The organism is Candidatus Rhodoblastus alkanivorans (assembly GCF_022760755.1).
GTDB classification, from domain to species: Bacteria; Pseudomonadota; Alphaproteobacteria; order Rhizobiales; family Beijerinckiaceae; genus Rhodoblastus; species Rhodoblastus alkanivorans.
The window spans coordinates 1366572-1384586 of record NZ_JAIVFP010000001.1 but is presented as its reverse complement, the minus strand read 5'-3'; the positions used below and the strand labels follow the sequence as shown (position 1 = coordinate 1384586).

20 protein-coding genes and 1 pseudogene are annotated in these 18015 nt (G+C 62.5%); 4 read left to right on the top strand and 17 right to left on the bottom strand.

Annotation, left to right across the window (positions count from 1 at the left end; genetic code table 11):
• Window position 1 precedes the first annotated feature (1 nt).
• The 3 genes and pseudogenes from K2U94_RS20515 (at window position 2) to K2U94_RS06340 (ending at window position 2642) form a co-directional block, all read left to right on the top strand.
• Complete coding sequence (locus K2U94_RS20515; protein ID WP_272884847.1) at window positions 2-124, top strand: hypothetical protein; 123 nt, start codon at window positions 2-4, stop codon at window positions 122-124.
• Between the two features lie 285 nt (window positions 125-409).
• Window positions 410-2038 (top strand): annotated as a pseudogene (locus K2U94_RS06345) (flavin-containing monooxygenase).
• 112 nt (window positions 2039-2150) lie between these two features.
• Window positions 2151-2642, top strand: a complete 492-nt coding sequence (locus tag K2U94_RS06340; RefSeq protein WP_243066399.1) for a protoglobin domain-containing protein — start codon at window positions 2151-2153, stop codon at window positions 2640-2642.
• Here the strand turns inward: K2U94_RS06340 and K2U94_RS06335 are convergent.
• The 7 genes from K2U94_RS06335 to K2U94_RS06305 all read right to left on the bottom strand — a co-directional run bounded on the left by K2U94_RS06335 (window position 2639) and on the right by K2U94_RS06305 (window position 9310).
• A complete protein-coding gene (locus K2U94_RS06335) occupies window positions 2639-4405 on the bottom strand; it encodes a sigma 54-interacting transcriptional regulator (RefSeq protein ID WP_243066398.1) in 1767 nt (588 codons plus the stop codon). The genes K2U94_RS06340 and K2U94_RS06335 overlap by 4 nt on opposite strands.
• A gap of 316 nt (window positions 4406-4721) precedes the next feature.
• On the bottom strand, window positions 4722-5717 hold the full coding sequence (locus tag K2U94_RS06330; protein WP_243066397.1) for a 2Fe-2S iron-sulfur cluster-binding protein: 996 nt from the start codon (window positions 5715-5717) through the stop codon (window positions 4722-4724).
• Between the two features lie 13 nt (window positions 5718-5730).
• Window positions 5731-6717, bottom strand: a complete 987-nt coding sequence (locus K2U94_RS06325) for an aromatic/alkene monooxygenase hydroxylase subunit beta (protein ID WP_243066396.1) — start codon at window positions 6715-6717, stop codon at window positions 5731-5733.
• 105 nt (window positions 6718-6822) lie between these two features.
• On the bottom strand, window positions 6823-7137 hold the full coding sequence (locus K2U94_RS06320; RefSeq protein ID WP_243066395.1) for an MmoB/DmpM family protein: 315 nt from the start codon (window positions 7135-7137) through the stop codon (window positions 6823-6825).
• 16 nt (window positions 7138-7153) lie between these two features.
• Window positions 7154-7489, bottom strand: a complete 336-nt coding sequence (locus K2U94_RS06315) for a monooxygenase system ferredoxin subunit (RefSeq protein WP_243066394.1) — start codon at window positions 7487-7489, stop codon at window positions 7154-7156.
• Between the two features lie 18 nt (window positions 7490-7507).
• Window positions 7508-7768, bottom strand: a complete 261-nt coding sequence (locus K2U94_RS06310) for a toluene-4-monooxygenase system B family protein (protein WP_243066393.1) — start codon at window positions 7766-7768, stop codon at window positions 7508-7510.
• Between the two features lie 42 nt (window positions 7769-7810).
• Window positions 7811-9310, bottom strand: a complete 1500-nt coding sequence (locus K2U94_RS06305; protein WP_243066392.1) for a ferritin family protein — start codon at window positions 9308-9310, stop codon at window positions 7811-7813.
• Between the two features lie 418 nt (window positions 9311-9728).
• On the opposite strand from K2U94_RS06305, the gene K2U94_RS06300 reads away from it, so the two are divergent.
• Window positions 9729-10613 carry an alpha/beta hydrolase gene (locus K2U94_RS06300; protein ID WP_243066391.1) on the top strand — a complete coding sequence of 295 codons (885 nt, stop codon included), beginning with the start codon at window positions 9729-9731 and terminating at the stop codon, window positions 10611-10613.
• A gap of 212 nt (window positions 10614-10825) precedes the next feature.
• On the opposite strand, the gene K2U94_RS06295 is transcribed toward K2U94_RS06300, so the two are convergent.
• The 10 genes from K2U94_RS06295 to dmpH form a co-directional block, all read right to left on the bottom strand.
• The gene (locus K2U94_RS06295) at window positions 10826-11230 is read right to left on the bottom strand and encodes a hypothetical protein (protein WP_243066390.1); all 405 of its coding nucleotides are present in this window, start codon (window positions 11228-11230) and stop codon (window positions 10826-10828) included.
• 1 nt (window position 11231) lies between these two features.
• A complete protein-coding gene (locus K2U94_RS06290; protein ID WP_243066389.1) occupies window positions 11232-12296 on the bottom strand; it encodes an NADH:ubiquinone reductase (Na(+)-transporting) subunit F in 1065 nt (354 codons plus the stop codon).
• 18 nt (window positions 12297-12314) lie between these two features.
• On the bottom strand, window positions 12315-12680 hold the full coding sequence (locus K2U94_RS06285; RefSeq protein WP_243066388.1) for a phenol hydroxylase subunit P4: 366 nt from the start codon (window positions 12678-12680) through the stop codon (window positions 12315-12317).
• 62 nt (window positions 12681-12742) lie between these two features.
• On the bottom strand, window positions 12743-14260 hold the full coding sequence (locus tag K2U94_RS06280; RefSeq protein WP_243066387.1) for an aromatic/alkene/methane monooxygenase hydroxylase/oxygenase subunit alpha: 1518 nt from the start codon (window positions 14258-14260) through the stop codon (window positions 12743-12745).
• A gap of 14 nt (window positions 14261-14274) precedes the next feature.
• Window positions 14275-14547, bottom strand: coding sequence for an MmoB/DmpM family protein (locus tag K2U94_RS06275; protein WP_243066386.1), 273 nt, complete (start codon window positions 14545-14547; stop codon window positions 14275-14277).
• A gap of 14 nt (window positions 14548-14561) precedes the next feature.
• Window positions 14562-15554 carry an aromatic/alkene monooxygenase hydroxylase subunit beta gene (locus tag K2U94_RS06270; protein WP_243066385.1) on the bottom strand — a complete coding sequence of 331 codons (993 nt, stop codon included), beginning with the start codon at window positions 15552-15554 and terminating at the stop codon, window positions 14562-14564.
• Between the two features lie 24 nt (window positions 15555-15578).
• A complete protein-coding gene (locus K2U94_RS06265) occupies window positions 15579-15884 on the bottom strand; it encodes a phenol hydroxylase subunit (protein ID WP_243066384.1) in 306 nt (101 codons plus the stop codon).
• A 109-nt stretch (window positions 15885-15993) separates the two neighbouring features.
• Complete coding sequence (locus K2U94_RS06260) at window positions 15994-16431, bottom strand: tautomerase family protein (protein ID WP_243066383.1); 438 nt, start codon at window positions 16429-16431, stop codon at window positions 15994-15996.
• Window positions 16432-16454: 23 nt separating this feature from the next.
• Window positions 16455-17216 (bottom strand): SDR family NAD(P)-dependent oxidoreductase, encoded by a 762-nt coding sequence (locus tag K2U94_RS06255; protein WP_243066382.1) that lies wholly within the window; start codon window positions 17214-17216, stop codon window positions 16455-16457.
• A 1-nt stretch (window position 17217) separates the two neighbouring features.
• The gene (gene dmpH / locus K2U94_RS06250) at window positions 17218-18006 is read right to left on the bottom strand and encodes a 2-oxo-3-hexenedioate decarboxylase (protein WP_243066381.1); all 789 of its coding nucleotides are present in this window, start codon (window positions 18004-18006) and stop codon (window positions 17218-17220) included.
• Between the last annotated feature and the right edge of the window lie 9 nt (window positions 18007-18015).

Here is an 18015-nt window from a genome sequence, read left to right as displayed (position 1 = left end):
TGTGGACGCCAAGGCGGCCGTGGACGCTCGTCTGATCTTCACTTTTTCCTCCCCTGCCGCCGGCGACGCGTCGTTCGATTATCCCTCCGAGGATGTCGCGTCGTTCAAGGCGGGGCATAAGTGAATCATCGCCGGCGGCCGCCCGCCGCCCGCGAACGGCGGACAATGTCCCGGATCGGCAGATTTTGCGCGCGAAGGCAAAAGCTTGCGGGAGCCCTCGCTCAGACCGCCGCCGCAGGATCGTTCAAAGAATTGTCCGCGCCGTTCAATACCGCCGCCGGCGCTCCGCCTAATTTTCCCGACGCGGGTCCAATCAATCAAAGCGAAGCCGCCGCGCGCCCCGCCAAAAGATTGAACCAAGAGATCGAAAAATGACGCGCCGCGGCGTTCAGCTGGAGGAATTGAAATTATGAATGAAGCGGTTCGGAATATCGACGGGGCGACAAAGCTCGACGCGGCGATCATCGGCGCCGGCGTCGCCGGGCTCTACCAGATCTATCAATTGCGCAACATGGGGATGAAAGTCCGCGCCTTTGAGGCGGCGTCCGACGTCGGCGGCACCTGGTACTGGAACCGCTATCCTGGCGCGCGCTTCGATTCCGAAGCCTATATCTATCAATATCTTTTCTCGGAAGATCTCTACAAGGGCTGGAGCTGGAGCGAACGGTTCCCCGGCCAGCCGGAAATCGAACGCTGGATGCACTAGGTCACTGACAGCCTCGATCTGCGCAAGGACATCCAGTTCGACGCGCGTATCGTCAGCGCCCATTACAATGAAGACACGCGCCGCTGGATCATCCGCACCGAGGATGGCGAAACCATCGACGCCCAGTTCCTGATCACCTGTTGCGGCATGCTCTCGGCGCCGCTGAGCGAGCTGTTCCCGGGGCAGAGCAGTTTCAAGGGCCGCATCTTCCACACCGCTCGCTGGCCGCATGAGCCGATCGAACTGGAAGGCAAGAAGGTCGGCGTGATCGGCATCGGCGCCACCGGCATCCAGGTCATCCAGACCATCGCGTCCAAGGTGGGGGAGCTGACCGTCTTTGTGCGCACGCCGCAATATGTGCTGCCGATGAAGAATCCGAAATTCGGCGAGGCGGACGTCAAGGCCTACAAGGAGCGCTTCGACGAATTGAAGAACACCCTGCCCCACACTTTCACCGGCTTCGAATATGACTTCATGTACAAATGGGCCGACCTGACGCCGGCGCGGCGCCGGGACGTCATGGAGGAAATCTACCAGAACGGCTCGCTGAAACTCTGGCTCGCCTCTTTCGCCGAAATGTTCTTCGATCCCGAGGTGAGCGAGGAAATCTCGGAATTCGTGCGCGACAAGATGCGGGCGCGGCTCAAGGATCCCAAGCTGTGCGACCTGCTGATCCCCAAGGATTACGGCTTCGGAACCCATCGCGTGCCGCTGGAGACCAATTACCTCGAAGTCTATCACCGGCCGAATGTCAAAGCCGTCAGCGTGAAGGACAATCCGATCGTCGAGATCGTCCCGGAGGGCCTTAAGCTGGCGGACGGGACGGTGCACGAGCTGGATATGATCGTTATGGCCACCGGCTTCGACGCGGGCTCCGGCGCGCTCACCCGCATCGACATTCGCGGTCGCGGCGGACACACGCTGAAAGAGGATTGGGGCAAGGACATCCGCACCGCTTACGGCATGCAGGTCCACGGCTATCCCAACCTGTTCATGACCGGCGCGCCGCTCGCGCCTTCGGCCGCGCTCTGCAACATGACCACCTGCCTGCAGCAGCAGACCGAATGGATCGCCGACTGCATTCGCTACATGCGCGACAAGGGCGTGGCGGTGATCGAGCCGACGGCGGAGGTCGAAGAGCGCTGGGTGCGGCACCATGACGAAACGGCCAACGCCAATCTCATCTCCAAGACCAATTCCTGGTATGTCGGCTCCAACGTGCCGGGCAAGCCGCGCCGCGTCTTGTCCTATACCGGCGGCGTGGGAACCTATCGCCAGAAATGCAACGAGGTCGCCGAGAGCGGCTATGAAGGCTTCGCGATGACCGCGTGAAGTCGCTCGGAGGGGGCCCCGACGCCCTCCGAACGTTCCTCCCGGTCGCCAATTGGGTCGGGCGCGCAAAGCGCGCCCGACCCTTCGGCCTGCTGCGCGGAAACGCCGGACAATGAACGACCTGAAACGTCACATGGATCTGCTGGCGCGCGATCGCTCGGTCGAAGAGCGCCTCCTGACCTTCTGGCCGGTCGTCGAGCCCCGCCTGCCGACGATCGTCGCCCAACTCCAGAAATTCACGAGAAATATGGCGGCCGGAAACGGCGACGGCCAATGCGATTTCGAGCGGCTGAAGAGAGTCCAGTCGCGGCATTTCGCACGCCTGCTGTCCTGGCGCATCGACGACGATTATGTCGATGGCGTCCTCGCCATGCATTTCGGCTTCCAGAAAGCAGCGCTCGACACTCCGGCGATCACCGCGGTCTACAATGAACTGGCGCGGGCGCTGACGACCTATCTTGTCGAGACCTACCGCTGGACGCCCGGGACTCTGGCCTCGATCCAGAAGGCGGTGACGGCCGCCCTGTTCTTCGATCTTTCGATGCTGCTTTCGTTATGTCCCGCCGAGCGCTCAATCGCGTCGGCGCCGCGAGCAATCCTCTAGGCCTCGATCTTGTGCTTGCGCAGCCGATAGGCGAGCGTCGGCCGGCTGATGCTCAACAGGCGCGCGGCGAGCGAAAGATTGCCTTTCGCCTCGGCCAGAGCGAGCCGCAACATCCGCGCTTCGGTGTCGGCCAAAGCGGGCAGGCCGCCTTCCGGCGCCTCTCCGGGAAGGTGCGCCTCGGCCGCAGGCAGCAGCCCGCCATTGCGGCGCATGACGAAGGTGTTGGAGTGGAAATCCTCGCCATTGGTGAAGAGGTGGGAAATGTCGAGGGCGCCGCCGTCATCGGCGAGGATCACCGCCCGCTCGATGATATTCTCCATTTCGCGGACATTGCCGGGCCAGGAATAATTGATCATCGCATCGACCGCGCGCTCGCGGAAGCCGGTGACGGTCTTGCCGTGCTTCTTCGCGGTGCGCTGCATGAACCAGTTCATCAGCAGCGGAATGTCGTCGCGCCGGTCGCGCAAAGGCGGGACGCGAATCGGGAAGACGTTCAGCCGGTAATAGAGATCCTCGCGGAAGGTCCCCTCTTTCACCGCCTCGCACAGATTGACATTGGTCGCGGCGACGATTCGGACATCGACCTTGCGCACGCGCGTGTCGCCGACGCGTTCGATCTCGCCTTCCTGGAGGGCGCGCAGCAATTTGCCCTGCGCGGTGTAGCTCAGCGTCCCGATTTCGTCGAGGAAGAGCGTGCCGCCATCGGCGCGCTCAAGCCGTCCGGGGCGCGAGGCGACAGCGCCGGTATAGCCGCCTTTCTCGACGCCGAACAATTCAGATTCGACCAGTTGTTCGGGGATCGCGGCGCAATTGACCGCGATGAAGGGCGCCTTGGCTCTTTTGCTGAGGCGGTGCAAATTCTGCGAGAAAATCTCCTTGCCGACGCCGCTCTCGCCGAGGAAAAGCACCGTCGCATCGGTCGGCGCGACCTTTTTCACGAGATGGCAGACGGTGTTGAACCCGCCCGAAATGCCGACCATCCCGAATGTGTTCTCCTGGCTGGCGGCGGCGCGTGCCGCGACCCGGGCATGGGGCGCGGGACAATTCGGCGGCGCCGGCGTCCATTTGACGAAATCGCCGATCTGGAGGAAGCGCAGGTCTTCGCGGGCGTCATCGCCCCATTCCTCGACCGGGCGGCCGACCACGCGGCAACGGTCGTGGCCCATGGCCTTGCATTCGATCTCGCGCCACAGAATGGGACGTCCCATGAACCGGCTGGTGTAGCCGCAGGCATAGCCCACCAGCATCCAGCACGAGGGCTCCTCGCCTATGCCGTAACGGGCGACATGGGCCTCCGCCTCGGCGCAATCGATGAGGGCGAAATCGCCGAAATAATGACCGCTGCCGACGTCGATTTCGAGCGCCAACGGCTCGCAATGGACGATGCCTTCGAGCGAAACAAGTTGCGGCCCGGCGAGAAAATGGTTGTAGGAGCCGCAAGACGAACGCAGCTTTTTCGCCATCTCGGCGTCGCACGCGCCGGCCTGATAGCCGATGCGGGTAACGATGCCGCGCGCGGTTTCCGCGCCGAGGCTTTCGATCAGTTCCTGGCGCAAGGCGCCGAGCGAACTCACATGCATCAGCATCATGCGCTGGTCGTCAAGCCAGATGCGGCCCTGTTGCGGCGCGAAGCGCAGACGATTGGCGAGGTCGCGAATTTCCGGCACCCGGAATTCGCAGATTTCCGCGCCGCTTCCGGTCCCGACCAGACGCGGCGTCGTTTTCGCCGCCACGCGTTTGACAGGCGAAGGAATGGTTTGCACCCGACATCCTCCCCATGAGCGCATTCGCGGCGGCCGTTTGCGGCTTTGTCAAACCCGTCCCGCCCGCGCGCCGCCACCCGGCGGCGCCCGTCAGTCACGGATTGCGCCTCGATGCAAGAATTCTTGTTTCGCTTCCCCGCCGGCGGATTTTTTTTCTCGCGCAGCATTTTTTTTTCTTTTTAGCATCCGCACGGAACGCTGGCAAGAGAATGTCGATATTATACTATATTGCCGATTTTGATGCGTGTAATGCCTGCAAAACGACCAAAACCGGCGCGCGTCGCCGCACGCCGGCTGCTCCAGCAGTGATTGGAGCTCAGAGGAATTTGTCGTAGTGAATCTGCGCGTGAGGGACCTTCCAGCGCATGACCAGAAGGTCTTGCATGGCGTCGATCATCGGCGGCGGACCAGCGAAATAGAAATCGTATTTTTCCGGGGCCGCGCCGACTGTTTCAACCGCCTGATGCACGAAGCCGCGCGCCCCGTTCCAGCCGCTGTCAGCCGGCTCGGACGACAAAACCGGCGCGTAGGAGAGCGCGGCCAGTTCCTCGGCCTTGAATAGCGCCGGGCCGCAGAGGTCGCCGCGCGTTCGCGCGCCTTCGAACAGGAGGGCTTTCTTGCCGCCATGTTTGAGAGCGGCGCGCGCGACGGAGACGACCGGCCCAATGCCGGAGCCGCCGCCGACGCAGATGATTTCACGATCATTGTCGGGCCGGAAAAATGCGCCGCCATAGGGCGCGTCGAGCATGAGGGCGTCGCCCTCGCGCAGGGCGTCGAACATGGCGTTGCTGCCCGCTCCGCCTGAGACCCTGCGAATGACGAAGCGCCATTCGCCCTGCGCATTGGGAAGATTCGACATGGAAAAAGCGCGCGGACCTTCGACGCCGGGCGGGTGGAAAATGGCGTATTGCCCTGGCAGGAAGTCGGCGGGCGCTTCCGTCTCGAACAGAAATTCCGCCATGCCGGGCGCAATCTCCCGGCGCCGCGCTAACCGCGCCTCATGACGACGCGTCGCGACGGGCGGACGATATTCATCGGCGCAGCGCACCCGGATCACGCAATCCGACAAAGCCTGGGATTGGCAGGCGAGACGCCGGCCGCGTTTGCGTTCGCGCTCGGACAGTCCTGGCGCCTCAGGCCAGAGCGTCCGCATATCGCCGGAGGTCAGTTCGAACCGGCAGCTTCCGCAGCCGCCGACTCCGCATTCGTAGGGAAAGCCTGCGCCGGCGCGCAAGGCGCCGCGCAGGAGGGAGTCTTCGTCGGCGGCGACATCAAATGTGTCGCCGCCTTCGATCGCGATTTTATATTTCATCGGCCGTGGACCGTCACAGGCCATAGCTGCGCCGCAGCTCCGCGCAGGCCTCTTTGGCGGCCTGGGCCGCGCCGGGCGAGTCGGGCAGTTGCGCGCAATAAGCGTCGATCGCGGCGTCGCCGAGCGGCGCCCATTTCGCGACCCAATTGGCAAGAACCTCGGCATTGCCTTCGGTCTGCAAGGCCATCTTGACCAGTGCGCCGGTCCAGCGCCGGTGGCGGTCGGCGTCAACCAGCTGGGCGTCGGTGAGAAGGCCGAGCAGCGTGTCGCCATTGTGCCGGCCCGCCTGGCCGAGCGCGCGCAGCACCGCCTCCTCGACGGCCGGGCGAGCGATGAGATTGAGCGCAACGAAACTTTCGCCCCAGTCATAGGCGACGAGCGCCTTCTCGATCAGCTCGCGAAAACCCTGCCAGGCCGGATCGTTTTCCCAAATGGCGCGCTCGTTCGCGCCGAAGCCGAGGTCGTCAAAACTCTTCGCCAGCTCCCTGGTGCGATAGGCCGTGTGCGTGAGCCAGCGCAAGGTGTCGGCGGTCTGGTAGGTCGCGCAATTAGAAATGGTCGACGCCGGAGCCATCTGGCACAGATAGGCGGAGCCCATCTGCAAGGCATGGAACAGATAGCGGCCCGGCGCATAGAGCCGCGCCAGTTGCGACGCCCAGCCATGGTCGAGCATGGCGTCGTGGCCGCGCGCGGAAAACTGGTCGAACAGGCCGAAGACGTAATTTTCCTGGCCGTCCTGCAGCATGTTGTAGGTGCGATAGATGATCTCGTCCGGATCGCGGAAGGCGTTCCAGTCGGCGTGTTTCAAAGGGCTGGCGTTGCGGTTGGCCTTGAACCATTGCGCCATGTTGAAATTCGGATCGAGCTCGAAAGGCGCGTCCGGATTGTCGGTGGTGTAATGGAGGTTGGTCGAGACGATTTCATATTCGCTCGGCTTGCGGCGCCGTGCGGCGAGATGGCTCCAGGTCTTCAACGGCTGGAGAACGGCAGGCTGGTTCATTTTCACTCCCCTGATTTATAAGATCCAGACGCCAGGGGCGAAGCCCATGGCGTCCGCGCCGACGGGCGCGGCGGCGCCTCTGCTTGGGGAGCAGAGGCATCGAAATCAAAGCGTTTTTTCGTAATAGAAGCGGACGTGGTCGTCGGTCGTCTCGATGCGGCCGGCGAAGGAGCCGAGATTGACTTCGAGCTCGGCCATCTTGAACGGCCGCCCGAGCGCGCGCTCCAACGTTTCACGGCGCAGAATCAATTCGTTCTCCGTGTCGATGCGCACATAGGCGATCTTGTCGTCGACGCGGATTTCCTTGCCCGGATTGTCCTCTTCCGCGGCCTCGATCACGCCTGCCGTAATGGGGCTGGCGCGCAGGATCGGGCCGACGCGATTGTTGCGGTAGCCGTCAGCCACCTTGACGTTGCTCATGGATTTCCTCCCAGAATTATGTGTGCGCGAACAGGGGCGTGACGCCCTCGATTTCGAGCAATATGTCGTCGCCCTCGATCTTCACCGGATATTCGGCGAGACGACAGTCCGAAGGGTTGACCCCGGCGCCGGTCCTGGCGTCGAAGGTCCATTGATGGGCGCGGCACATGATGACCCGGCCGTCGAACTTGCCCTCGGACAGCGGAATGTCCTGATGCGGGCAAATGCCCTGGAAGGCGCGAATGTCGCCGCCCTCGGGCCAGACCAGAAGAATGACCCGGCCCGCGACATCGACTTCCGTCATGTCGCCTTCCCAGAGCTCGTCCAGTGTGCAGGCTTTCTGAAAGCTCATGTTCGGCTCTTTGGCGGCTCACGCGTCGGCGAAGATGAATTCGAGCGTTTCCATCGGCTTGATGTCCGTCTCATGCAGACGGGCCTCGCGCGGATAAAAGCTCTCGGCGCCTTGGCGGCGCACGCGGACCACCTTGTCGGGCCGCGGGGCCACGCGCCGGTTTATGGAATGATGGGCCGCGGCGGCCGCGACTTCATCCATCGTGTTTTCGGTGTCGACTGGAACCAGCAGCAGGACGAAGTCGTGCTGGAAATTGGAAACAATGGGGAACAGGGCCATGAACGGCTCCTCTGACGGAGATAACGATTTCTGGAGTCGATCTTATTCCGCGGCCTGCTTGTGCTGGCGGAAGGCCTCGACCCAGGCGTAATTATGCGCGTCGTCGCCGATCTCGCCAGGAGCGAGATTCATGTACATCAACGCGCCCATCAGGTCGGGCGGCTGGATCTTTCCGGCGAGGAAGCGATCGACCAGAGTCATATGGCCGCGATAGCGGACCGGGTCCTGTTCGAAGATCCAGCGGTCGATCTCGGAATTGAAGTGATAGAGCCGCCCCTCATATTCGAGCGGATAATCCTTCACGCTCCAGCCGTCGCCGGGAATGGCGCAGATCGGAATCTGGCTCATGTTGCAGACGATCGGCAGCGTCTCCGGCATGGTCAGTTCGGGTTTGCCGTTGAGCAGATTTTCGGTGATGACGTCCCAGGCCTTGCCGAAGCTGGCGTTCCAGCCGGGATATTTCTCCTCCAGCCATTCGCGGCATTCCGGCGTGACGCCGGCGGCGGGGTTCCACCACAGGGTCGGACGCCAGAACCACAGGCCCATCTGATAGGCGTGATGCTGGTAGTCGAATTCGGCGATCATCTTGTCCCAATACCAGGGCAGATCGAGGCCGAGGTCGATCAGTGAGCGCTCGAACTGGCCGACGATCCACTCCTGCATGAACTCCTTGAACGACTGCTTCCGGTGTTCGAGCGGCGTGTTGTAGTCCATCGACGGGCCGGTCAGGATGCAGAAGATGCGCCAGGCGCGGGCGATGGCGATGTCCACCAGTTTCTGCGCCTCGGCCTTGCGGCCATTGGCGATCAGGACTTGAAGCGCGGGCCCGCCGATCTGGGCGTGGCGCGATTCGTCGGTCTGGATCGAGGAGATCAGGCTGGCGAAAGTGAAATCGCCGGCTTCGGCGGCGTCGGCCGCGAGACCGAGGAACTGCATATTGGTGAAGCCGGTCTCGAAGGCGAAGGTCAGCATCACCGCGATTTCGGTGGCGCCGCGCGCCATGAACAGGTCGTCGAACGCATGCCGCGCCGCGATCGCCGCCCATTCATTGGAATGATAGGCCTTGTGCGCCCAGTCGAACTGGCGGTCCTTCGGGCAATATTCATGCGGGAAATAGAGCTGGATCTGGGCGTGGCGGTTCTCGTCCAGCATGCCGAACGTCGCCATGTTGCGCATGCCCGGCGCGCGGCCGAAGCGGCACATGCGCGCCTCCGCGCTCATCGCGGCATATTCGCCGAGCGCGATGGCGCCGTAATGCGATTTGAGAATGGAGCGCCAGCCCGGATCGGCGTTCTCGTAGATGCGGCTGCGCTCCAGCGCCGCCTTGACCGAATAGGCGCCGGCGTCCTTCTCGCGTTGAATGCGCACATATTCGGGATAGGAGGTCTTGTAGGGCTCGTCATAGACCTCCCACTTGTCCATCGGCACGCCCTGCGCGCCGGTCATGACGTCCGGAAAGAGCTCGGCCTCGGACACATATTGGGGCGTCCAGTTGGTGGACCGGGCAATGTCGTACCATTCGTGGCGCTCAAGCAAAGCCATGGCGTTTCCCTGTAACGATTGTGCTTAGCGACGCGCGCTTTTTCGCGCGGTTCGCCCGCTACCGGTCGCAATCCCGGCGCCACGCGCTTCGCCGATGGGAAATATTGCGGCGCACAAAGAAAATCTGGCGTTATTTCTATCAGTTGAAGCACGAAAATATTTTCTTCTTGCAGCGCGAAAGAACGCTGACGACCTTTGCCTCGACGCTATGATGAATCGAAACCGGCTCGGCTCGATGACGGATTTGATCAAATGATCAGGTCAAAGAAGTCGCGCCGCCGATTTGTCAAAACGCCTCGCGCCGCTGCAGGCCAAGGCGCGTTTTCTTTGATGGAACGCAACGCCCGGGAACCATCGCCGCCATTGTCTGTTGTGCTTCTGCTGGCGGAGCAGTTTGCAGATTGCGGGAGAAGCGGCGATGGCGCCAAACGAAATAGACGCCATTCGGGCCTTGTTGAGTTCCAAGCCGAGGCCTGTCGGCTGGGCGGCGCGGCGCGAGCGGCTTGATGAAGTGGGCTCGCTCTGGGCGCCCGCAAGCGACATCGCCTTTGAGCCCGCCGATATGAACGGCGCGCCCGGCGAATGGTCGATCGCGCCGGGTAGCGACGCTTCGCGCGTGCTGCTGTTCTTTCACGGCGGCGGCTATTGTTCCGGCTCCATTGTGAGCCATCGGCGGATGGTCACCGAGGCGGGACGGGCCGCCCGGGCGCGCACCCTTGCCGTGGGCTACCGGCTGGCGCCCGAGTATCCATTCCCGGCCGCCCTCGAAGATGGACTGAAGGCCTGGCGCTATCTGCGCGATCAGGGAATCGACGCGGATCGGATCGCCGTCGGCGGGGACAGTGCCGGCGGCGGACTGACGGTCGCGCTCATCAACCATTTGCGCGGCGCCGGCGAGGAGCCGCCTGCCTGCGCCTGGCTCGTTTCGCCCTGGACCGATCTCACCATGTCCGGCGCGACGCTCGAAACCAAGGACGCCGTGGATCCTCTTATCCACAAAGACTATCTCCGCGAGCTTGCCACAGCCTATCTCGCCGGCTCCGTGGATCCGAAGGACCCGCGCGTTTCGCCTCTTTACGCCGATTTGAGGGGCTTCCCGCCGGTGCTCATCCAGGTCGGAGCGGCCGAAACCCTCCTCGACGACGCCACGCGCTTCGCGGCCGCGGCCGGCGCCGCCAACGTTTCGACGACGCTCGAAATTTGGCCGCATATGATCCACGCATGGCCCATCTGGAACGCTCATCTGCAACCTGGCCGCGCGGCTCTGATCAACGCCGGCGGCTTCATCGCCCGCCATATTTGAAAAGAAACGTTCTCGACGCCGTCAGCCGCGCGCCGTCCTCGAATTCCTGAGCCCGATCGACCAAATCAGCTCCCATTTGCTTCGCCTTATCCGGCATATTCGCATCCTGGAATGACGCTTCTGGCTTCCATCTCGCGAGCATGGCCGGCCATGATTTCTTCAAACATTACGCAATGATCTGCCAAGCTCGCATGAGGCGCGCCGCCAAAGGGTCAGGATACGATTGAAAACGCGACTTTGACCCAATCGTCGATATTATCCAGCACGACCCCACGCTTGGTCATCGTCGCAAATCCGAGGTCGATCAATCGCGTTAATTTGCGACGCACCGTCTCTTTCGGCGCCTTCAACCGCTTTGCGACCTCTATGCATCTCACCGGCCGTACGGCGACGCCGATCATCGAAACACTCAGGCCCAGACGACCGAGCGTCAGAAGGATCAACAATTCATCCGCCGCAAGATCAAATTTCCGTTCAACATTTTCGACCCGGCGGAGAAATTTATCCACGTCCGCCAACAGGACACCCGCCCGCGGAGGCGACGCTGAAATCGCGTCGCGCGTCTGCCGCATAAGTAATTTGGGATCCGACGAAATCATTTTCCCGGCCTCCGCCATGTCACAGCCTCTTGAACACGGGGCTTTTGGGCTTCTCCGCGCAATCCTTGGCGGTGAAGAAGCGCTCGGTGAAAATGTGCTTTTCAAACAGGCGGCCCTGCATCAGGGTCGCGATGCATGCCTCGATCATCGGCGGCGGGCCGCAGAGATAGGCGGTCGAACCTTCGAACACGCCGCCGAAAATCCTCTTGGCGACATCGTGCACAAAGCCGCGGTCGCCGCGCCATTCGCTCGGTTCGGGCTCATGCGACAAAGCCGGCGCATAGTGGAAATTGTCGTGGCTTCGCGCCAGCGCCTCGAACTCGTCGCGGCCATAAAGATCGGCTTGCGCGCGCACGCCGTGGACGAGCGTGATCGGCTCGGCATAGCCCTCTTCGAGCAGGTCGAGGATCATCGATCGCGGGCTGGAGACGCCGGTGCCGCCGGCCAGGAACAGCAGCGGCCCGCCGCGCGATTTGCGCACGATGAAACGGCCCTGCGGCCCGGTGATCTTCAGCTTGTCGCCAAGCTGCAATCTCTCGTGGACATAGCCCGTCGCCTCGCCCCCCGGCACGCGGCGGATCTGCAATTCGACATGGCCGCTGTCGGAGGGGGGATTGGCGATGGAAAAGGCGCGCGAGGCCTCGATCCCCGGCAGGAAGACATTGACATATTGCCCGGCCTGGAAATCGATCGGGCCGTCCCGCAAGGCGAGGCGCACGCCTTTCACGTCATGGGTGAGGTCGTCCAGCGCGACCACTTCGCCGACGAAATCGCGCACCGGAATCCTGCGGGCGTCGGGATCGTCCTCGACATCGGCCTCGATGGCGACATCGCTTTTCAGCGTCGCGGTGCAGGCGAGGACGAAGCCCTCGTCGCGCTCGAAATCCATCAAGGCGAAGGGCGAGGCTTCGCCGTGATCGATCTCGCCGTCGAGCACCTGGGTCTTGCAGGTGCCGCACAGGCCATGTCCGCAGGCGTGCGGGAGATAGACGCCCGCACGCAGACAGGCGTCCAGTATGGTCTGCCCTTCCGCGACCTCGATCTCGTCGCCGATGGGTTCGATGGTGAGTTGGCGGACAATCATCGCTCGACGCCAAAGGCCTTAGTTCAGACTGCCATGATAGCCGTCCAGGCCGGGCGTCCAGAAGCGCACCAGCGACTTGTGTCCCATGCCGTGGTCGGCGATGGACTTGTCGAAATCGGGCGTCGCATTTTTGCCGTCGATTTTCCAGATCGCGTGCGACCAATCGATCTTCGCCCAATCCGGATGCGGTCCGTAGACGCCGCCGATAGCTTCCTTGATGGCGCCGAAGGGCGTCTGCGGCGGAAGCGGCAATGCGATCGCGGCGACGAATGATATATGATGCTCCCAATGGACATAGATCATCAGATTGCCGTGATAGAGCTCCGGCAGGTCCCGGTTTTCGGTATATTTCTCATAATCGGGCGTGATTGCTTTCAAAGCCATTGTTTCCTCCCGAGCGCCGGGCGACGTCCGCCGCAAGACCGGTCGCCGCCCCATATATCCCCTTAGCCGGCCTTGCTGACCGCCGTGTCCTGTTTCCAGGATTCCCAAAGCTTGTGATCTTCCGAGCCGACATATTCGGCGTTATCGACCCCAACCTTGATCTGGTACCAGTTCAGGACGTCCGGCACCGTCGGGCCGCCGCAATTGCCCTGGAAGATCTGCTGGATCGGGAGCCAGGCCTGAACATATTTCTCCGGCTCGTTGTCGAAGATGTCTTTGCAGCCGTCCGAGCAGAAATGATAGCGGTTGCCCTTGAACTGCGTTTCACGGAAGCAGCGCGTCGTGGGGTCGCCCGGCTCGGTGAAAGTCATGGGCAGCTGGCAGGTGTGGCAAAGTTGGAGCAGGCCATTGTAATAGAAGCGCTTGCCCTCTTTTTCCATCTGCGCCCACATTTCGAAGCGCGGCCGGTAATATTTGTCGAAAGTGTTGGGATATTTCTCCGACAGCCAGTCCATATGCTTGGCGTCCGGCATCCATGCGTGAAGGCCGGCGACGTGGCAAAGCTGGTAAAGCAGGCCATAGAGCTGATGACCGACATGTTCAGCGGCTTCGGTCGCCACCTCATGATATTTCGGCATTTTCAGGCCATAGCGGGCGAGATCCTGGAACAGGGCGCCGCCGGCTTCGGTGAAATAGATTTCCCAGGCTTCCTTCCAGGACATCACCGGCTTGGGCAGCATATAGTCCATCATCATGGCGACGAGGCCCAGCAGCCGGAAGCCGCGCCAGAACCATTTGTCGACCCATTTCTGCACGATCGGCAGATTGTCAGGGTGCTGTTCGAGCAGGAACTTGATGACTTCGATGCCGAGCGTCATGTGACGGCTTTCGTCGGACTGCGCCGAGAAGCCGAAGGTCACCGTGGACATGTCGCCATTATAGGCCGCGCCCGACATGAAGGGCACGAACAGAAGATTGGTCAGCACATATTCGAAGGCGAAGCCGATCGCGATCATATATTCGAACGGACCCGCCGACCGGGCGTCGTCGAAGAAGCTCTTCGGCACCGACAGATAGAAGACGCGGTCATGCATCGTCGGAAATTCCGACATGCCATTGAAAAACTTGTTGTAATGGCTGATGGTGTGGATCTGCGTCTGGACATGGCGCAGCTCATCGAGCGATTGCTGCTGCGCCGCGACGCGCGGGCCGACGCCGCGCAAATGACGGCCAATAAAGGCGAAGCCGCGATGCGACTGATATTCCTCCGGCGAAATGCCGGTGAGGAAGAGTTTCAGGACGTTCATATAACGCCCATCGGAAATGCCGGTCTGGCCGTTGTTCTGGGCGAAGGCGTCGAGCACCGCATAGAGCTTGCGCTCTTTCTCCGCCTGGAATTTCCAATAGGCGTCCATGGTCAGACGGAACGGGTCTTCCCAGGCCGACCAGTCCTTGATCTTGATGCCCTCGAACTGGTCGTAGGGGAAAACCTTGTCGATCGGCTGGTAGCTGGTTTCCCAGTCCAGCCCGCGCGTCATATGGGCGTAGCGCTGCTTGAGGCCGAGTTTTTTGGCGGTCATCGTTTCCTCCCGGATCAGTGTTTCCAGCTCACGGAAAATTGGTCGTCGTCCTCGTCGAGATGGCCGGCCATCGAGATGAGCACGAGGTGGATTTCCTGCGGGTCCCATTCGCGCCCGAGGCGCTCCTCGACCGAGGCGCGCTTGACGACGAGCGCGCCCTCGCAGTCGAGCTTCACGGCGCCGGGCATGTTGAGGACGCGCACGCCGGGATTGTCGGCGATGATCGCCTCGATGATCGGGCGGGCTTCGTCATTGTGGTAAAGGGTGAGAGACGCGAGTTGCGACATTGTTCTTCTTCCTCTCAGAGCGTCAGGCCGAGGTTTTTCGCGCGCGCCTTGACGGCGTCGCCGGCCGCTTCGGCAAGCGCGCCATTGTCGCCGAGCATCGCCGCCGAAAGCGGCTTGGCCGCCTCGACCGCGCGCGAAATCCACTCCGCCGCCCATTGCGAAACCAGCGCCTTGTTCTCCGGGCTTTCGGCGGCGACCGTCTTGATGACGCTGTCGCTCCACTTGCTTTCGTCGGCGCGCCAGTCGCTCATGAATTCGGTCAGCATGGCGACCGTGATCGGCGCGTCCTTCCAGGCGGCGTCGGACATTTTGTAGACGAGGTCGAAGACGACGCCGTTGATCGCGAGGGTCTGGGCGACGAAGAGCTGGAAGAAATCGCGCTCGACAAGCGAGTCCTCGATCAGCTTGCGCACGCCCTGCCAGGCGGGATCGTTGATCCAGACTTCCTTGGCCATGTCGAGGCTCACGCCGGTCTGGCCGTCGAGCAGGAGGCCGATGCGGCTGACGATCTGGGCCATGCCGAGATGATCGCCGGCGGAGAAAATGCAGGGCGCGGTCACCGCCGCGCCATAGCCGCGCTGGGCGATCTCGGTCATGTTCATATTGGCGCCCCAATGCAGGTGGCGCAAAGGCAGGAGAAAAGTCTCGATCTGCTTGCGCGCCTCGGGCGAAATCTTCTCGATGAGGCCGCGCTCCTCGGCGAAGACGAAGGCGCGCTCGGCCGACTGGTTCATATTGGCGCGCGAAATATTATAGGTGGCGTAATAGAACTGCCTAGGATCGAGCGGCTTGTACCAGTCCTCCATGACGACCGCGGTCTTGCGCGTGTCGTAAACCCAATATTCCGGCTCCCACAAAGGCTTGTAATGAAAATTCGCGGTCGCCTGAACGTCGAGCGTCGCCTCCTGATAGCGCGTCGCCGGCTTGTCGGCGCCCAGCCGCCGGGCGACATGGCCAAACGTCTGACGCTTCGGCTCCATGTCTATCGTCTTGATCTGAACCGTCATTGCATTCCTCCCTAAGTCCTTGTTTTATTCTTGCCTTGGACGGAGCAATCCGGGCTGTTTTTCCCGCCATGCCAGACGTTCGATGTCCGATGCTGTTTGCACGTCTGACGGCGGCAGGATCTCCGCCATTTGCTCGCGACAGAATTCGTGAAAGGCGTCCAGCGGCAGGATCAGTTCGACGGAGAGAAGGCCGTCGTCCAGAAAGAACTCGAATTCGACGAAGCGGCCGAGCCGGACGCCAAGGATCCGCGCAAAGGCCCCGCCTTGCGTCTTTCGCCCGCAGAAAGACTCGCGCCCCGGCGCGCCCGCGCCGGCGTCTGGAGCCGCCATGACTTCCGTCCCCGATTATTATTATGGAAAAGACGTTAGATCGCCTCTTCCAACGTGAAAAATACTATCTTGGAGGCTCTTTCATACCTCGCTGGTATCATTCCGCCGGTCAGGCCGTGGCCCGCAAACGCGCGGCGATTTCGTCCGCCCGCAGGATGCTGTAAGGAACGCCGCCAATGCCCCAATAATCCGGCTGCGCCTGGACCAGATGGACGCGGACGCGCGACCTGTCCGATTGCAGCGCCTCGGCGATTGCGGCGCTGACCTCCTCGATCACGGCGTGATATTGCGCGAGCGGTCGGCCTTCCATCAAAACCATTTCGACGAAGGGCATTTCGACCGAGTTGCGATCCTGGGCGGTGAGGGCCTCGCTCGCCGGACGGCCTTCGATGCCCCAGAGCTCCGGATCGATCTCGGTGACCCAGACCATGAATCTTTCTTTTGGAGCGTTGAGGACCCGGCTCATCGCCTCGGTGACCTTGGCGATGATTGTACGCAGCACGACGCGGCTGTGACCTTTCAGCAGATGAATGTGAGCAACCGGCATCGAAACCCCCTGTTGTGCAAATGCTATGGCAAGCCGCGGCGTCGGCCGGAATCGAGCATCAGCGTCGAACCGGTCATTGCGTCCGCTTCCGGATCAAGGAGCATGGTCACCGCCCAGGCGACCTGCTCTGGCGTGGTGAAGGCGCCGAGCGAGGATTCGGCCTGCATGTCGGCGAGCACGTCGTCCACGGTTCGGCCGGCCTTTTCCGCCCGGGGCGCCGCCACCTTGCGCAGACGCTCCGTGTCCGCGGGCCCCGGCGCGATGACATGGCTCGTCACGCGGCGCGGTCCATAGGCCAGACTCAACTGGCGGGACAGGGCGATCAAAGCTGCGTTGCCGACGCTCGCCGAGGTCGCATAAGCGGTCGGTTCGAGACCATAATGGCCGCCAATTCCGATCAGACGCGCGCCGCCGGCCAGCCGGGCATCGGCCGCCCGGGCCAGGCGAAGGAAGCCGCCCGCCTTGATGTTCACCGCTTCGGCGAGCGCGCCGGGAGCGGCGTCGAGAACGCCGCCCGCGAAAGGAAGGCCGGGAGCGTGGACAATCGCGCGAACCGGCCCGTCCAGCGCCGCCGCGATCGTCGCGATGGAGCTGTCGAGGCCGATGTCGGCGGCGCAGGGCCGGACGTTGGCGATGTCGTGCGCCACCATCTCCAGTTCTTCGAGCCGCCGTCCTATGGCGATCACGGTCAGGCCGCGCGCCGCAAGGCTTGCGACAATGACCTTGCCGAAACCGCCGCTCGCGCCGGTCACCACCGCCAGTTCGTCGTCGAAGCGCGTCGTCATATCAAGCGAAACCCACGGAAACCGAGCCCAGATTCTGGGCGCGCAATTGAACGAAATCGCCCGCCGCGACGGATACCGCTTCCGTCGCGCCGCCCGTCATAACCAGGGCGCCCGCCGGCAGGCCCTCGCCGCGCCGGGCGAGCAGATTGACGACCATTGCGACGGCCGCCGCCGGATGACCGAGCACCGCCGCGCCGGCGCCAAACGCGAAAGGCGCGCCGTTCTTTTCCAGGACGAGCCCGATCGTGCGAAGGTCGAGGTCTTCGAGCGGCCGGCATCGGCCGCCGAGCACAAAGCGTGAGGACGAGGAATTATCGGCGACCACGCTCGGGAAATCGAATTTGAAATTCTCATAACGGCTGTCGATCACTTCCAGCGCCGGCAGGACGAAATCGGTCGCGGCCAAAACCGCGCCAATGTGGCAACCCGGGCCTTCGAGCGGCTTGTCGAGCACGAAAGCGATCTCGGGCTCGACGCGCGGATGGATCAATTGCTCGATCGGAATCCGCGCGCCGTCGTTGACCGCGAAATAATCAGCAAGAAAGCCATACGAGGGCCGATCGACGCCGACCTGCTTCATCTTCGCCCGGGAAGTCAGGCCGGCCTTGATCCCGACGATCCTGACGCCGCGCGCTTCCTTGCGCCGACGAATCGCGTGCTGGATCGCATAGCCGTCGTCTTCCGTGATTCCGGGATGTTGCAGGGAAATCTGCGGCACGGCGCGCGCGTCCAGCTCAGCCGTTTCGAGATATTCCGCGAGGGCGCCGACCGCATCCTTATCAAGAGCCATGGCCGAACC

Coding starts and splice junctions, on each gene's coding strand:
- K2U94_RS06320 (WP_243066395.1), bottom strand. CDS start 7,137: ATGAGCAACGTCAAGGTGGCTGACGGCTACCGCAACAATCGCGTCGGC.
- K2U94_RS06300 (WP_243066391.1), top strand. CDS start 9,729: ATGGCGCCAAACGAAATAGACGCCATTCGGGCCTTGTTGAGTTCCAAG.
- K2U94_RS06270 (WP_243066385.1), bottom strand. CDS start 15,554: ATGACGGTTCAGATCAAGACGATAGACATGGAGCCGAAGCGTCAGACG.
- K2U94_RS06295 (WP_243066390.1), bottom strand. CDS start 11,230: ATGGCGGAGGCCGGGAAAATGATTTCGTCGGATCCCAAATTACTTATG.
- K2U94_RS06305 (WP_243066392.1), bottom strand. CDS start 9,310: ATGGCTTTGCTTGAGCGCCACGAATGGTACGACATTGCCCGGTCCACC.
- K2U94_RS06275 (WP_243066386.1), bottom strand. CDS start 14,547: ATGTCGCAACTCGCGTCTCTCACCCTTTACCACAATGACGAAGCCCGC.
- K2U94_RS06325 (WP_243066396.1), bottom strand. CDS start 6,717: ATGAACCAGCCTGCCGTTCTCCAGCCGTTGAAGACCTGGAGCCATCTC.
- K2U94_RS06265 (WP_243066384.1), bottom strand. CDS start 15,884: ATGGCGGCTCCAGACGCCGGCGCGGGCGCGCCGGGGCGCGAGTCTTTC.
- K2U94_RS06330 (WP_243066397.1), bottom strand. CDS start 5,717: ATGAAATATAAAATCGCGATCGAAGGCGGCGACACATTTGATGTCGCC.
- K2U94_RS06340 (WP_243066399.1), top strand. CDS start 2,151: ATGAACGACCTGAAACGTCACATGGATCTGCTGGCGCGCGATCGCTCG.
- K2U94_RS06285 (WP_243066388.1), bottom strand. CDS start 12,680: ATGGCTTTGAAAGCAATCACGCCCGATTATGAGAAATATACCGAAAAC.
- K2U94_RS06310 (WP_243066393.1), bottom strand. CDS start 7,768: ATGGCCCTGTTCCCCATTGTTTCCAATTTCCAGCACGACTTCGTCCTG.
- dmpH (WP_243066381.1), bottom strand. CDS start 18,006: ATGGCTCTTGATAAGGATGCGGTCGGCGCCCTCGCGGAATATCTCGAA.
- K2U94_RS06290 (WP_243066389.1), bottom strand. CDS start 12,296: ATGATTGTCCGCCAACTCACCATCGAACCCATCGGCGACGAGATCGAG.
- K2U94_RS06255 (WP_243066382.1), bottom strand. CDS start 17,216: ATGACGACGCGCTTCGACGACGAACTGGCGGTGGTGACCGGCGCGAGC.
- K2U94_RS06260 (WP_243066383.1), bottom strand. CDS start 16,431: ATGCCGGTTGCTCACATTCATCTGCTGAAAGGTCACAGCCGCGTCGTG.
- K2U94_RS06280 (WP_243066387.1), bottom strand. CDS start 14,260: ATGACCGCCAAAAAACTCGGCCTCAAGCAGCGCTACGCCCATATGACG.
- K2U94_RS06315 (WP_243066394.1), bottom strand. CDS start 7,489: ATGAGCTTTCAGAAAGCCTGCACACTGGACGAGCTCTGGGAAGGCGAC.